Source organism: Nocardia africana NBRC 100379 (assembly GCF_001612635.1).
Classification (GTDB): Bacteria; Actinomycetota; Actinomycetes; order Mycobacteriales; family Mycobacteriaceae; genus Nocardia; species Nocardia africana.
On the sequence record NZ_BDAV01000005.1, the window covers coordinates 486,899 to 500,133 of the forward strand.

Sequence of the window (13,235 nt, forward strand, 5' to 3'; positions counted from 1 at the left end):
CGGCGCTACTCCGCGTTCTCGAGTTTCGGGACCAGACGTTCCAGCAACTCACGCAGCACCTCTTCGTCCTCCGCCGTCAATTCGGCCAGCGCCTTGTACGCGCGCACCTGCGAGCCGCGGATCTGCGCGGCCAGCTCACGGCCGGCGTCGGTGGACGCGAGGTATTTGACGCGCCGGTCGGCGGGATTCACCGTGCGCCGGATCAGGCCCCGCGTTTCCATCCGGTCGGCGACACCGGTCAGATTCGACGGATCGCACGCCATCCGGTCGGCCAGCACCCGCATGGGCAGTTCGGCGGACGGTTCGTTGAGCGCCAGCAGCAGTTTGGCCTGGGTCAGCGTGAGCCCGTGCCCCTCGGCCGCGGTCAGGAAATCCTGCAGATAAGCCGAGACGAATCGTGCGATCAGCAATGCCAGCGGGCTCTGCGCTGTGTCCGGTGACATAGCTCCGATGCTACCGAAACGATTGACAACGGCTATCGTCGCCTCCTTAAATACTTGAAGTCTTCAAACATATAGGTCTTCAATTTCTGGAGGTGGCTGTGGAGCGCAGAGGTTCACTGCTGACCGGCGTATTGGCCTTCGCGGCGATGATCGTCACCGTCATGCAGACCCAGGCCGTGCCGATCCTGGGCCTGATCGCGACGAAGTTGCAGGTCTCGACCACATCGGTGAGCTGGGTGACCACCGCGACCCTGCTGTCGGCCGCGGTCTTCACACCGCTGCTGGGCCGCATCGGCGACCTCTACGGCAAGAAGCCGACCCTGCTGGGCGTCCTCGCCGTGGCCACGGCCGGTTCCGCGGTCTCGGCGCTGGCGAATTCGCTGAGCGTGCTACTGGTCGGCCGAGTGCTGCAGGGTGTGGCGACCGCGATCTTCCCGCTGGCCCTGGCCGTGTTGCGGGAGGAGATTCCGGCGCGCCGGCTGCATCACGCGATGGCGATCGTCAGCGGCACCCTCGGCTTCGGCGGCGGCCTCGGCCTGGTGTCGACCGGCCTGCTGACCAAGGGAGCCGACCCGGACTACCACATCGTGTTCTGGTTCACCGCGGCGCTGTCGGTGGTGGCGCTGGCCGCGGCCGCGGTGGCGGTGCCGGCCACGGGTAAGCGGCATCCGGGCAGTGTCGACCTGCCCGGCGCGATCACGCTCGGCGGCTTCCTCGTCCTGCTGCTGTTGCCCATTTCCCAAGGGCACGAATGGGGTTGGACCTCCGCGACCACGATCGCCTGCTTTGCCGGCGCGATCGCGACGGCGGTGGCCTGGGTCGCGACCGAGCGGCGAGTGCGGGCCCCACTGGTCGATCTGCGGATGTTCACCCACCGGCCGGTGCTGTTCACCAACCTGTCCGGCATGTTCATCGGCTTCGCGATGTTCATGCAGTTCATGGGCGTGTCCTACCTGGCCCAGATGCCGTCGCGGGTGGCCGGTTACGGCTTCGGCGCCTCGATCCTGCGGGCCTCGGTCGAATATCTCCTGCCCGCCACACTGTCCTCGATGCTGGCCGCACCGGCGGGCGGAATTCTGGTCGGCCGGCTGGGCGGCCGTCGGGTGCTGGCCCTGTCGGGCGCGATCGGCGCGGCCGGATTCGGCTGGCTGGCACTGGCACACGATGCCACCGGCTCGGTGATCGCCGCGAGCGTGGTGATCGGTGTCGCGATCAGCTTCGCCTACGCGGCGATGCCCGCACTGATCGCGGCGAGCGTCCCGCATCACCAGAGCGGAATCGCCAACGGCATCAATTCGATCTCCCGTACCGTCGGCAGCTCGCTGGCCAGCGCCATCATCACCACCCTGCTGACCGCGAAACTGCTGCCCCATCTCCCGCTGCCGCAGGAGAGTCAGTTCACCATCGCCTTCTGGGTCGGCGCCGCGGCGTGTGCGGCGACCGTGCTGGCCGCCCTGTTCGGCTTGCGACCGGAAGGCCGCGACGCCGGAACCGACGGCGGCGAACTCGGCGCGGCCGAAACGGGAAGTGGCACGGCATCGTTCGATCTGGCCGAGCTTCCCAGCCGGGTCGGCTGAGATCACCCGGCGGCATGGCCCTCACCGCGCGAACAGCCATGCCGCCGTGGCCAGGTGCACCGCCGCCAACCCGACGCAGGTGATCGCCATCGGCGTATTCCTCTGGCGCACACCGACGATCGCATCGCCGATCTGAGCCGATCCGGCGACCACCAGCACCGGTAGCGCGGCCGCCTCGCTCCCCGCGACCAGCACGGCCACGGTCACCACACTCAGCGGCAGGGCGCGCGCGGCATAGGCGCCGAGAAAGAACGTCGCCGCCGAGGTGAGCTCCTCCCCCTCCGCCAGGGCCAGACGCGGTCGCGCCAGGCCGATCAGGCACGACACACCGGAGATCACGGCCACCACCGAATTGGCGACCACAGCGGCAACCAGCATAATCATTCTCCAGATAAATCATTCATTCTCTGAATCATTCAGGCAAAGATATACTCGGGGACGTGAAGCACGTCAAGACCGCGGTTCCCGCGACGATCGCCTTCCGCCTCGGCACCCTGGGCGCGCTCGTGACCGATCGTTTCGCCGTGGCGATCGAGGAGCTGGATCTCAAGCCGAAACACGTCGGCGTGCTGGTCGCTCTCGATCACGACGTCGCCGCCTCACAGCAGGACCTGGCGACCAGGCTGGGTGTCGCCCCCAGCCTGGTCGTGGCATTGGCCGACCATCTCGAACGACTCGGGGCGGTCCGCCGCGATCGCGATCCGGACGACCGCCGGCGTCAGATCCTCACCCTCACCGACCACGGGCGCGAATTGCTCGCCGCGACCGAGGAACGGGCGCGGCGACTCGACCACGAATTCACCGGCTCCTTGACCGCCGCACAGCGCAGCGCCCTGCAGTCGGCACTGGCCGTCCTCGCCGCCGACGCGGGGCTACCGGGCGCGGGAGACGTTCACTCGCCCGGGTGAGTCCTAACCGCCGGCGACCAGGCAGGCATACCCCAGGTGGATGCCGGTGCCGACCCGAAGTGCGAGCGTCGCGGCCGGCATCTGCGCGGGCCGGCCGGCTTGCACCGCGCTGAGCGTGTGCTGCCCCGGAACCGCCGGAACCCACGCGATGAGCGCATACGCGCCACCGGGCGGCGCCACGCCGATCGGGGTTCCGTTGTCGTAGAAGGTGACCGGCGCGACCGGATCGGTGACATCGGCCTGCAGGGTGTAACTGCAGCCGCTGCCGTAATTCGTGGCGATGCCGAAGTTCATGTCGGGCGTGGCGCCGAGTCTGGTCACCGCGGCATTCGCCGTCTGCGGGATCGCGAGCGCGAACACCGCCGCGGCACCGAGAATGCCGCCGGCCATGACCGTGGCGGCCCGGCGGCGCGCCCGCTGCCGGGGCGGCCCGCTGATCGTCGTCTCGTGCATGATGCCGTCCTCGTCGTAGGCGCCGCAGCGTGAACCGAGACCGTCTGTCCTGCGCGAACATCCCCCGACAGCGCCGCACGGTCTGTCGGCACGATACCCCGTAGGCTCGGCTGTGCGGCCCGGTTCGCGGTCTCGATGTCGCGCGATCGGCGGGCCGGAGACGGCACCCGCACGCGCAGGAGGACGATGGGGCCATGCACCGCAAACCGCCGACCCGCGATATCGATGAAGCCAAGCTGGCGGTGACCCCGCCCAAAGAGCAGGCCGCCGGCGTCACCGCCGTCGCGGTCGCCCTCGACCGGGCCGTCGAGGAGATGGGCGTCGTCCGCACCGCCCGCACCCTCACCCGGGTCAATCAGCGCCACGGTTTCGACTGCCCCGGCTGCGCGTGGCCCGAACCCACCGGCCACCGCCGACCGGCCGAATTCTGCGAGAACGGGGCCAAGGCCGTCGCCGAGGAGGCGACGCTGCGCACGGTCACGCCGGAGTTCTTCGCCACCCACTCGCTGGACGATCTCGCCGGCAAGACCGGGTACTGGCTGGGACAGCAGGGACGCCTGACCCATCCGATGGTGCTGCGGCCCGGCGACACCCACTACTCCCCCATCGCGTGGGAGCAGGCCTACCGGCTGATCGCGGACACCCTGCGCGGCCTGGCCTCCCCGGACGAAGCCGTGTTCTACACCTCCGGGCGCACCGCCAACGAGACGGCCTTTCTCTATCAGCTGCTGGTGCGCAGCTTCGGCACGAACAATCTGCCCGACTGTTCGAACATGTGCCACGAATCCTCCGGTGCGGCGCTGACCCGGTCGATCGGCATCGGCAAGGGATCGGTGTCGATCGACGATTTCGCCGCCGCCGATCTGATCATCGTGGCGGGACAGAACCCCGGGACCAACCATCCGCGCATGCTGTCGGCCCTGAGCACCGCGAAAGCGCACGGCGCCACGGTGATCGCGGTGAATCCGCTACCGGAGACCGGACTGATCGGCTTCCGGGACCCGCAGACGGTGAAGGGTTTCACCTCCGGCGTCACCATCGCCGACGAATTCCTGCAGATTCGGCTCGGCGGCGATATGGCACTGTTCCAGGGCCTGGCGAAACTGCTGTTCGACGCGGAGGATCGCGCGCCCGGCACGGTGGTGGACCGGGCCTTCGTCGACGCGCACACCGCCGGCTTCGTCGAATACGAAAAGCATATGCGCGCAGTCGATCTCGACGAGGTGGTCGACGCGACGGGCCTCACCCGCGAACAGCTCGACCGCACGGCCGAACTGCTGGCCCGCTCGAAGTCCACCATCATTTGCTGGGCCATGGGCCTGACCCAGCAGCGCCACGGCGTCGCCACCATCGAGGAGGCGACGAATCTGCTGCTGCTGCGCGGCATGATCGGCAAACCGGGCGCGGGCGTCTGCCCGGTGCGCGGGCATTCCAACGTGCAGGGCGACCGGACCATGGGCATCTGGGAGAAGATGCCCGAGAGTTTCCTCGACGCACTGGATTCCGAATTCGGCATCACCGCGCCGCGCGAACACGGCTGGGACACGGTCGATTCCATCCGGGCCATGCGCGACGGGCGCGCCAGGGTGTTCATCGGCATGGGCGGCAATTTCGTCTCGGCCACTCCGGATACCGAGGTCACCGAGGCCGCCCTGCGCGCCTGCGAACTCACCGTGCAGATTTCGACCAAACTCAACCGCAGCCACGTCGTGCACGGCCGCACCGCACTGATTCTGCCCACCCTCGGCCGCACCGATCTCGATCTGCAGGACGGGATCAGACAGCAGGTGTCGGTGGAGGATTCGATGTCGATGGTGCATCTGTCCACCGGCCGGCTGCGGCCGGTGAGCGACGATCTGCGCAGCGAGGTCGCGATCGTCTGCGAGCTGGCCGCCGAATTGTTCGGCCCCGATCACCCCGTGCCGTGGGAACGGTTCCGCCGCGACTACGACCACATCCGCGACGCCATCGGCCGGGTGGTGCCCGGCTGCGCCGACTACAATCGGAAGGTCCGCAGTCGCAACGGTTTCCAGCTGCCGCACCCGCCCCGCGACAGCCGCGAATTCCGCACCGCCTCCGGGAAGGCCAACTTCGCGGTCAACGACCTGCACTGGCCGCGAATCCCCCAGGGGCGGCTGTTGTTACAGACGCTGCGCAGCCACGACCAGTACAACACCACGATCTACGGCCTCGACGACCGCTATCGGGGCATTCACAACGCCCGCCGCGTCGTGCTGGTGCATCCGGACGATATCGCCGAATTCGGTTTCGCCGACGGCGATCTCGTCGACCTGATCTCCGAATTCAGCGACGGCGTCGAGCGCCGGGTCACCGGTTTCCGGATCGTCGGCTACGCCACGCCGCGCGGCAACGCCGCGGCCTACTACCCCGAAACCAACCCCCTGGTCCCGCTCGGCCACGTCGCCGAGCGCTCCAACACCCCGGTCTCCAAGGCGGTCGTGATCCGGCTGGAACCGCACCGCCACATCACCGCGTGACCACCCGCCGGCACCGACCAGAACTGCGAGGCAGCTTGTGAGCAGAGTAACCGCGCGCAGACCCACCCGGCGCATCACGCCCGCGGGCATCGTCTCCCGGCCCGATACGCTCGCTGTGGAGGAGCCGCTGGAACTGCGCGTCGACGGGACGGCACTGACCGTCACCATGCGCACCCCCGGCCACGACATCGACCTGCTGCACGGATTCCTGTTCAGCGAGAACATCATCGAGTCGGCCGACGACATCGTGTCGGCGAGGTACTGCGCCGGGACCGTCCGCGGCGCGCCCGGCGGGCCCGAAGGAGGCAGCCCGCGTAACCACGTAGGGCCCTCGGAAGCGCCGCCATCGGACACCGAAGGCCGCAATACCTACAACGTGCTCGACATCCAGTTGCGCCGGGCCGTTCCCGTCCAGCCCCGCGGATTCGTGACCAACAGCTCGTGCGGATTGTGCGGCACCACCGCGCTCGATCAGGTGCGCACGCGCAGCCGCTTCCGTCTGCCGGCCGGTTCACCACGCGTCGATCCGGCGCTGCTGGCCACGCTGCCCGACGAGTTGCGTTCGCGCCAAGCGGTTTTCGACGCCACCGGCGGGCTGCACGCGGCCGGGCTGTTCACTCCCGACGGCACCGCACTGGTCGTGCGCGAGGATATCGGCCGGCACAACGCGGTGGACAAGGTAGTCGGCTGGGCGCTGCGCGAAGGCCGCGTACCGGCGCACGACACACTGCTGATCGTCAGTGGCCGGGCCTCGTTCGAGCTCGTCCAGAAGGCCGTCATGGCGGGTATTCCGGTACTCGGCGCGGTCTCGGCGCCCAGTTCACTGGCCGTCGACCTGGCCGCCGACAACGGGCTCACCCTGGCCGGATTCCTGCGCGGCGACACCATGAACATCTACAGTGGGGCCGACCGGCTCGAGACCACGCCCGCGGCGGCCACCGGCACCTGACCCGCGAACCCGCGACCGGATCCGCGCGACCCTGCTACCCTGCCAACTAGAACACGTTTCAATTTCTTGGGAGTTCACATGGCAGCGCAGCAGATCCGCGAAACGGCCGAACGCTACGTGCAGTTGGTGGCCACCGGCCCGACCTCGGAAATCCTGTCGCTCTACGCACCCGATGCCGTCGTCGAGGATCCGATCGGCAGCGACCCGCGCCACGGTCACGAGGCCATCGAACAGCTCTACCAGGCGCTGGAGTCCATGGAGCGCAAGACCGAGCTGCACGCCGCCCGCATCGTGGGCAACCACGCCGCCGTCTCGTTCACCCTCGTCGGCGAGGCCGGCGGCCACCGGATGACCCTCTCGGCGATCGACGCCATGGAATTCGACGAGCAGGGCCGGATCACGAGCATGCGGGCCTACTGGGGGCCCCGACGACCTGATCAGCGAACAGATCTGAGCCCCGCGACCGGACCGTCGGCGCGGTAGCCGTTCCCCCTCTTGTCCATCCGTTTTGCCCGGCTTACCGTAAGGCGACAACCGGCGGACGGGAGGGCGCGCGATGCGGATTTCGGTACACGGCACGGGTGAGGGGGTCCAGGTACGCATGCGCCTGGACGCCAACCGCCGCCGCCGGCTGATCACCAGAATCTCGTTGTGGCTGTTGGCGATCAACGGTGTCGTGGTCGGCGTCTGGGCGCTGCTGCTGCCCGAACCGTGGTTTCGCAGCTTCCCCGGCTTCGGACTGAACTGGGTCGGCATGGACGGCCCGTACAACCACCATCTGGCCACCGATGTCGGGGCGTTCTTCCTCGGCCTCGGCGCGGTCAGCCTGGCGGCGCTGTACTACCGCGACAGTGTGGTGGCCCGAGTCGCCGGGATCGGATGGCTGGTCTTCGGAGTTCCCCACCTCATCTATCACGCCGCGCACAAGCCGGACCAGATGAGCGGCGGCAACTACGCCCTCAGTCTGATCGCCGCGGCACTGCTGCCGGCACTCGCCGCGGCCGTCGTCCTGGCCGCACCGCGCGAACGCGTCCAACTGCGGGACCCGGCGCCGATGAATATCCGGTTCCCGCGCCGTCGTAATAGATGAAAGCGCGGTGACAGGAGCCGGCGCCACCAGCGGTAACAGCGCCGACACCGGCGGCGATGAGCAAGCATCGGAGAAAAGGTTCAACGGCGAACCACGGAAGATCAACGACGATCTTCGGCAACGGGCGCGACGGGGCAACCGGTCGTCACCGCCTCCGACCAGCAGATCGACCCGCTACGGCCACAACTCGATACGTCTACTGCGGTTCCGCGCCCGCGCCGGCGATGTCGGCGCGCGGAACCGCCGCCAACGCCGCCAGTGCGTTGAGGAATCCCGCTCGGTCCGCCGCATCCAGCCGGCCGAGCAGTGCTTCCTCCTTGGCCTGGATATCGGCCTGGGCCGCCTTCGCCAGGGCCCGCCCTTCCGCGGTCACCGCCAGCAGCCGGGCCCGCCGATCGGCCGGATCCGGATAACGCTCGATCAGGCCGCGCTCCTGCAGATCGTCGAGGACGGCGATGATGCGGGTCTTGTCGGCACCGATCTCCTCCGCGAGCACGCCCTGCCCTCGCGCCGGCCCCCGGCCCAGTGCCAGCAGCACCGAATACGCCCACATCGTCAGCCCGTGCGATTCCAGTACCGGCCGCTCGGCCGCCATCAGGGCACGTCCGAGCGGCACGATCATCGCCGCCAGATCCGGTCGCTGCGCATCCGCCATGCCGAACAAGATACGTCCTCGCCGATCCGCGCCCGCCGCGGTCCGGCCGACATCGCCGAGGCCGCCGGCAGTTCGAGCGCCGGGACGAGCAATCTCGTTGTGCGAGTGCCTATTTCGCTCCTGCCGGCCAGGACGGCGACCGGCCCAGCAGGCTGAGGATCCGAGCGAGCGGATCGGCGGGGTCGGTATTCGGCACCGCGGGCGCGAACGCCGAACCCGGCTGCAAGCGGAAGTCCCCGTCGGGCACCGCCTCGGCGATCCGCAGGGCGGGCTCCGCCAGGTCCGGATCCAGGTCGTAGGGCAGACCGATCGCCCGGGCCACATCCCACCCGTGCACGACATAGTCGATGAGATGGAAGCCGATCGCCTGACGGCCCGCAACGTGGAACCCGGGGCCGAATTCGGGAAGTTCGAAATTCCTGTCCAGCACACCGGCTTCGGAGAAGGCCGCCGTCACATCGGCCGCCGCCTCGCGATACACCGCCACCGGATCCGCCGGGGGATCCATATGCCAGACGGCCGCATTGCCACCGCGCCCACGCGCGGCCGCCGCGAAGCCGCGATGCTGCACGGCCATATGGGTGAGCAGTTGAGTGAGATCCCATTCGCCACACGGCGTGGGCCGGTGCAGATCGGCAGGTGACACCTTCGACACGATCGTCACGCTGTAGTCGACCGCCTTGCGGTCGAGCTCGGAAATATTAGTCATTGGCATATCATATGCGCACGCGTATCGTATGTCCATGCTTATCAGTTCCCTCGCATCGCGGCGACTACGCTGCGAAGTAGGTGAGACCGGCATCACAGTCGCGCCCCGTCACATCGCGGGACGGCGTCTCGTCCAAGGGGTGAACCGTCCTCCGAAGGGAGAATCATGAGTGCCACCCGCATCCCCCCGGTGCCGCCGCAGCAGGCGGGCCCGCTGACCCGGATCATGTACCGCATCGGCAAGCGCAGGTTCGGCGAGGTGCCCGAGCCCATGGCCGTGATCGCCAACCACCCGAAGATGCTCACGGCGTACGCGGCCCACGAATCACTGGTCGGACGCGCCACCTCCGTCGTCCCCGACGATGTTCTCGAGATCGCGGTCTACCGGGTGGCCTGGACGATCGGCTGCTCCTGGTGCGTCGATTTCGGCACGATGCTCATGCGGCTGAGCCACCTCGACATCGACAAGCTGAAGCAGATCGCGGACTACCGGACCTCGGCGGCCTACAGCGACGACGAACGCGCCGCGATCGCCTACGCCGACGCCATGACCGCCACTCCCACCACGGTCACCGACGAGCAGATCGAGGACCTGCGGGCGCGGTTCGGCGATGCGGGCGTCGTGGAGTTGAGTTATCAGATCGCACTGGAGAATTCCCGCGCCCGCACGTACTCGGCGCTCGGCATCACCGCACAGGGCTTCAGCACCGATTCCTGTCGAGTGCCCTGGGCGCAGGACTGAGCGAAACGCCATCCCGGATCGCGGGCACGACGAAGGGGCGGGAGGTGGACCTCCCGCCCCTTCGTCGTAGCTATCGAATTGCGCCGTTCTCGGATCAGGCCGACTTCTCGCGGCGTTCGGCCGCCTGGCGCTTGCGCGGCACGATGGTCGGCAGCACGTTGTCGTTGACCGTATCGGCGTTGATGACCACCTTGGCGACATCGTCGCGGCTCGGGATGTCGTACATCACCGGCAGCAGCACTTCTTCCATGATGGCGCGCAGACCGCGAGCGCCGGTGCCGCGCAGGATGGCTTGATCCGCCACGGCCTCCAGCGCGTCCTTGGTGAACTCCAGGTCCACGCCGTCCATCTCGAACAGCCGGACGTACTGCTTCACCAGGGCGTTCTTCGGCTCGGACAGGATGCGGACCAGCGAATCCTTGTCCAGGTTGGTCACCGAGGCGACCATCGGCAGGCGGCCGATGAATTCGGGAATCAGGCCGAACTTGATCAGATCCTCCGGCATGACCTCGGCGAAGTGGTCCGCGGTGTCGATCTCGGCCTTGGACCGGACCTCGGCGCCGAAACCGATGCCGCGCTTGCCGACCCGGTCCTGCACGATCTTCTCCAGTCCGGCGAAGGCGCCGGCCACGATGAACAACACGTTCGTCGTGTCGATCTGGATGAACTCCTGATGCGGATGCTTGCGCCCGCCCTGCGGCGGCACGCTCGCCTGGGTGCCCTCGAGGATCTTCAGCAGCGCCTGCTGCACGCCCTCACCGGAGACGTCGCGGGTGATCGACGGGTTCTCGCTCTTGCGAGCGATCTTGTCGACCTCGTCGATGTAGATGATGCCGGTCTCGGCGCGCTTGACGTCGTAATCGGCGGCCTGGATCAGCTTCAGCAGAATGTTCTCGACATCCTCGCCGACATAGCCGGCCTCGGTCAGCGCGGTGGCGTCCGCGATGGCGAAGGGGACGTTGAGCATCTTGGCCAGCGTCTGCGCGAGGTAGGTCTTACCGCAGCCGGTGGGGCCGAGCATGAGAATGTTCGACTTCATCAGCTCGACCGGCTCGCCGCGGCTGTCGCGGCCCTTGTCACCGGCCTGGATGCGCTTGTAGTGGTTGTAGACGGCCACCGCCAGCGTGCGCTTGGCCGAATCCTGGCCGATCACGTACTGCTCGAGGAATTCCCGGATCTCCGCCGGCTTGGGCAGCTCGTCGAGTTTGACCTCACTCGACTCGGCCAGCTCCTCTTCGATGATCTCGTTGCAGAGGTCGATGCACTCGTCGCAGATGTACACCCCTGGTCCCGCAATGAGCTTCTTGACCTGCTTCTGGCTCTTTCCGCAGAACGAGCATTTCAGCAGATCGCCGCCATCACCGATGCGCGCCATCTCGTGGGTCCCTACTTCCTTGTCCGCGTGCAACCGTCTGTCCCGGATGCCGACAAGCCGCCTTCGAACAACGCTACCCGCCGTGCATCCGATCAGTGTCGCGCGTCGATCGGATTCTCGCACTTCGGCGTATGCCGTCCGGGTCGGTCGTGTGTGCCGACACCCCATGAGCCAAGGTCCCTAGACCGACCGTACCCGGTCGACGCGACGGAGGTCGACAACTCGAGGATGTTTCTCGCGGAGAGAGTGTCGGAAAGCTCACCCGACACGCTCGCCACGACCATCCCGGCTGCCGGTCCGGGCGGTGCCGACCTCGCTCCGCCGCCCGGACCGGCGTCCGATCACTTCTTCTGGGCGCTCAGCTTGCGGTAGTCGAACACCGTGTCGATGATCCCGTAGTCCTTGGCCTCGTCGGCGGTCAGGATCTTGTCGCGATCGGTGTCCTTGCGGATGGTGTCGGCATCCTTGCCGGTGTGGCGGGCCAGCGTGGTCTCCATCAACCGGCGCATGCGCTCGATCTCGGCGGCCTGGATCTCCAGATCGGAGACCTGACCCTGGATGCCACCCTCCAGCGAGGGCTGGTGGATCAGCACGCGGGCGTTGGGCAGGCAGGCCCGCTTACCCGGCGTACCGGCCGCCAGCAGCACCGCTGCCGCCGAGGCCGCCTGGCCCAGGCAGACCGTCGCGACATCGGCACGCACGTACTGCATGGTGTCGTAGATGGCCATCAGCGAGGTGAACGAACCACCGGGCGAGTTGATGTACATGGTGATGTCGCGGTCGGGATCCAGCGACTCCAGCACCAGCAGCTGCGCCATGATGTCGTTGGCCGAGGCGTCGTCCACCTGCACGCCGAGGAAGATGATGCGCTCCTCGAACAGCTTGTTGTAGGGGTTGGACTCCTTGACGCCGAAGCTCGAGTGCTCGATGAACGACGGCAGAATGTAGCGCGCCTGCGGGCTCGCCGGTGCGATGCCGGACAGGCCGGCACGCGGATCGATCAGGGTCATCTTCGTCTCCAAAGTCGATGGGGGATGAGCGGTTTCGCGCTCAGTTACCGGCGCCGTTCGCCTGGCGTGCATTGGTGATCACGTGGTCGATGAAGCCGTACTCCAGGGCCTGGGCCGCGGTGAACCAGCGGTCGCGGTCGGCGTCGGCGGTGACCTGCTCCACGGACTGGCCGGTGTGCAACGCCTGCAGCTCGTTCAGCTCCCGCTTGGTGTGGGCGAGCTGTTCGGCGTAGATCGAGATGTCGGCCGCGCTGCCGCCGATGCCGGCGGAGGGCTGGTGCATCATGATCCGGGTGTGCGGCAGCGCGTAGCGCTTGCCCTTGGTGCCCGCGGTGAGCAGGAACTGGCCCATCGAAGCCGCCAGGCCGAACGAGATGGTCGCGATATCGCACTCGGCGAACTGCATGGTGTCGTAGATGGCCATACCCGCCGTGACCGACCCACCGGGCGAGTTGATGTAGAGCGAGATGTCGCGGTTCGGGTCCTCGGCCGTGAGCAGCAGGATCTGCGCGCACAGCTTGTTGGCGATGTCGTCGTCGACCTGGGTGCCCAGGAAGATGATGCGGTCGCGGAGCAAACGCTCGTACACCGAATCACTGAGGTTGAGCCCAGCAGTCGCGGATGTCATGACCGGCCCCGACTTCAAAGGTGCCACAGCCTGATTGATTGTCACGGATACCTGCCCTCTCTCGCCGGCACGATGCCTGCCGGCACAGCCTCTGTCCAATATGCGGTCTTCCGGGGCCCTTCGTGGTTACGCAAGCTACCGCCTCCGTCCCCGACGTTCGACCGCGGCCTGATTCGGTTGACACAAACCCTAACGAAAC

At 67.6% G+C, this 13,235-nt stretch carries 15 protein-coding genes; 7 read left to right on the forward strand and 8 right to left on the reverse strand.

The window, feature by feature from the left end:
• Positions 1-5: 5 nt before the first annotated feature.
• On the reverse strand, positions 6-443 hold the full coding sequence (locus NA3_RS07460; RefSeq protein ID WP_062962763.1) for a MarR family winged helix-turn-helix transcriptional regulator: 438 nt from the start codon (positions 441-443) through the stop codon (positions 6-8).
• 98 nt (positions 444-541) lie between these two features.
• Between NA3_RS07460 and NA3_RS07465 the strand changes: the two genes are divergently transcribed.
• Entirely contained in the window at positions 542-2,020 is a 1,479-nt protein-coding gene (locus tag NA3_RS07465; protein WP_227994967.1) for an MFS transporter, read from the forward strand.
• A 21-nt stretch (positions 2,021-2,041) separates the two neighbouring features.
• Here the strand turns inward: NA3_RS07465 and NA3_RS07470 are convergent, their stop codons facing one another.
• Positions 2,042-2,398, reverse strand: coding sequence for a hypothetical protein (locus NA3_RS07470; RefSeq protein WP_062962765.1), 357 nt, complete (start codon positions 2,396-2,398; stop codon positions 2,042-2,044).
• Positions 2,399-2,460: 62 nt separating this feature from the next.
• Between NA3_RS07470 and NA3_RS07475 the strand changes: the two genes are divergently transcribed.
• A complete protein-coding gene (locus tag NA3_RS07475; protein WP_062962766.1) occupies positions 2,461-2,928 on the forward strand; it encodes a MarR family winged helix-turn-helix transcriptional regulator in 468 nt (155 codons plus the stop codon).
• A gap of 3 nt (positions 2,929-2,931) precedes the next feature.
• Here NA3_RS07475 and NA3_RS07480 read toward each other — a convergent pair whose 3' ends face one another.
• Positions 2,932-3,381, reverse strand: a complete 450-nt coding sequence (locus tag NA3_RS07480) for a hypothetical protein (RefSeq protein WP_062962767.1) — start codon at positions 3,379-3,381, stop codon at positions 2,932-2,934.
• A gap of 194 nt (positions 3,382-3,575) precedes the next feature.
• Between NA3_RS07480 and NA3_RS07485 the strand changes: the two genes are divergently transcribed.
• From NA3_RS07485 to NA3_RS07500, 4 genes are all read left to right on the forward strand, one after another.
• Positions 3,576-5,879: an FdhF/YdeP family oxidoreductase gene (locus tag NA3_RS07485; protein WP_062962768.1), complete on the forward strand. Its 2,304-nt coding sequence runs from the start codon at positions 3,576-3,578 to the stop codon at positions 5,877-5,879.
• 37 nt (positions 5,880-5,916) lie between these two features.
• Positions 5,917-6,828 (forward strand): formate dehydrogenase accessory sulfurtransferase FdhD, encoded by a 912-nt coding sequence (gene fdhD / locus NA3_RS07490; protein ID WP_062962769.1) that lies wholly within the window; start codon positions 5,917-5,919, stop codon positions 6,826-6,828.
• A 78-nt stretch (positions 6,829-6,906) separates the two neighbouring features.
• The gene (locus NA3_RS07495) at positions 6,907-7,311 is read left to right on the forward strand and encodes a nuclear transport factor 2 family protein (protein ID WP_062962770.1); all 405 of its coding nucleotides are present in this window, start codon (positions 6,907-6,909) and stop codon (positions 7,309-7,311) included.
• A 73-nt stretch (positions 7,312-7,384) separates the two neighbouring features.
• Entirely contained in the window at positions 7,385-7,918 is a 534-nt protein-coding gene (locus NA3_RS07500; protein WP_062962771.1) for a hypothetical protein, read from the forward strand.
• 196 nt (positions 7,919-8,114) lie between these two features.
• On the opposite strand, the gene NA3_RS07505 is transcribed toward NA3_RS07500, so the two are convergent.
• Both NA3_RS07505 and NA3_RS07510 read right to left on the reverse strand, forming a co-directional pair.
• Positions 8,115-8,573 carry a MarR family winged helix-turn-helix transcriptional regulator gene (locus NA3_RS07505; protein ID WP_062962772.1) on the reverse strand — a complete coding sequence of 153 codons (459 nt, stop codon included), beginning with the start codon at positions 8,571-8,573 and terminating at the stop codon, positions 8,115-8,117.
• 109 nt (positions 8,574-8,682) lie between these two features.
• Positions 8,683-9,282, reverse strand: a complete 600-nt coding sequence (locus NA3_RS07510) for a TIGR03086 family metal-binding protein (RefSeq protein ID WP_128145397.1) — start codon at positions 9,280-9,282, stop codon at positions 8,683-8,685.
• A 165-nt stretch (positions 9,283-9,447) separates the two neighbouring features.
• Between NA3_RS07510 and NA3_RS07515 the strand changes: the two genes are divergently transcribed.
• A complete protein-coding gene (locus NA3_RS07515) occupies positions 9,448-10,023 on the forward strand; it encodes a carboxymuconolactone decarboxylase family protein (protein WP_062962774.1) in 576 nt (191 codons plus the stop codon).
• Between the two features lie 94 nt (positions 10,024-10,117).
• Here NA3_RS07515 and clpX read toward each other — a convergent pair whose 3' ends face one another.
• The 3 genes from clpX to NA3_RS07530 form a co-directional block, all read right to left on the reverse strand.
• Complete coding sequence (gene clpX / locus NA3_RS07520) at positions 10,118-11,398, reverse strand: ATP-dependent Clp protease ATP-binding subunit ClpX (RefSeq protein WP_062962956.1); 1,281 nt, start codon at positions 11,396-11,398, stop codon at positions 10,118-10,120.
• 341 nt (positions 11,399-11,739) lie between these two features.
• Positions 11,740-12,408 (reverse strand): ATP-dependent Clp protease proteolytic subunit, encoded by a 669-nt coding sequence (locus NA3_RS07525; protein ID WP_062962775.1) that lies wholly within the window; start codon positions 12,406-12,408, stop codon positions 11,740-11,742.
• A 40-nt stretch (positions 12,409-12,448) separates the two neighbouring features.
• Positions 12,449-13,036, reverse strand: a complete 588-nt coding sequence (locus tag NA3_RS07530; RefSeq protein ID WP_062962776.1) for an ATP-dependent Clp protease proteolytic subunit — start codon at positions 13,034-13,036, stop codon at positions 12,449-12,451.
• Positions 13,037-13,235 lie beyond the last annotated feature (199 nt).

Excerpts from the sequence above, each read along its gene's own strand:
- NA3_RS07485 (WP_062962768.1), top strand. The coding sequence starts at position 3,576 with ATGCACCGCAAACCGCCGACCCGCGATATCGATGAAGCCAAGCTGGCG.
- NA3_RS07470 (WP_062962765.1), bottom strand. The coding sequence starts at position 2,398 with ATGCTGGTTGCCGCTGTGGTCGCCAATTCGGTGGTGGCCGTGATCTCC.
- NA3_RS07525 (WP_062962775.1), bottom strand. The coding sequence starts at position 12,408 with ATGACCCTGATCGATCCGCGTGCCGGCCTGTCCGGCATCGCACCGGCG.
- NA3_RS07530 (WP_062962776.1), bottom strand. The coding sequence starts at position 13,036 with ATGACATCCGCGACTGCTGGGCTCAACCTCAGTGATTCGGTGTACGAG.
- NA3_RS07480 (WP_062962767.1), bottom strand. The coding sequence starts at position 3,381 with ATGCACGAGACGACGATCAGCGGGCCGCCCCGGCAGCGGGCGCGCCGC.
- NA3_RS07505 (WP_062962772.1), bottom strand. The coding sequence starts at position 8,573 with ATGGCGGATGCGCAGCGACCGGATCTGGCGGCGATGATCGTGCCGCTC.
- NA3_RS07495 (WP_062962770.1), top strand. The coding sequence starts at position 6,907 with ATGGCAGCGCAGCAGATCCGCGAAACGGCCGAACGCTACGTGCAGTTG.
- NA3_RS07460 (WP_062962763.1), bottom strand. The coding sequence starts at position 443 with ATGTCACCGGACACAGCGCAGAGCCCGCTGGCATTGCTGATCGCACGA.
- NA3_RS07515 (WP_062962774.1), top strand. The coding sequence starts at position 9,448 with ATGAGTGCCACCCGCATCCCCCCGGTGCCGCCGCAGCAGGCGGGCCCG.
- clpX (WP_062962956.1), bottom strand. The coding sequence starts at position 11,398 with ATGGCGCGCATCGGTGATGGCGGCGATCTGCTGAAATGCTCGTTCTGC.
- NA3_RS07500 (WP_062962771.1), top strand. The coding sequence starts at position 7,385 with ATGCGGATTTCGGTACACGGCACGGGTGAGGGGGTCCAGGTACGCATG.
- NA3_RS07510 (WP_128145397.1), bottom strand. The coding sequence starts at position 9,282 with ATGACTAATATTTCCGAGCTCGACCGCAAGGCGGTCGACTACAGCGTG.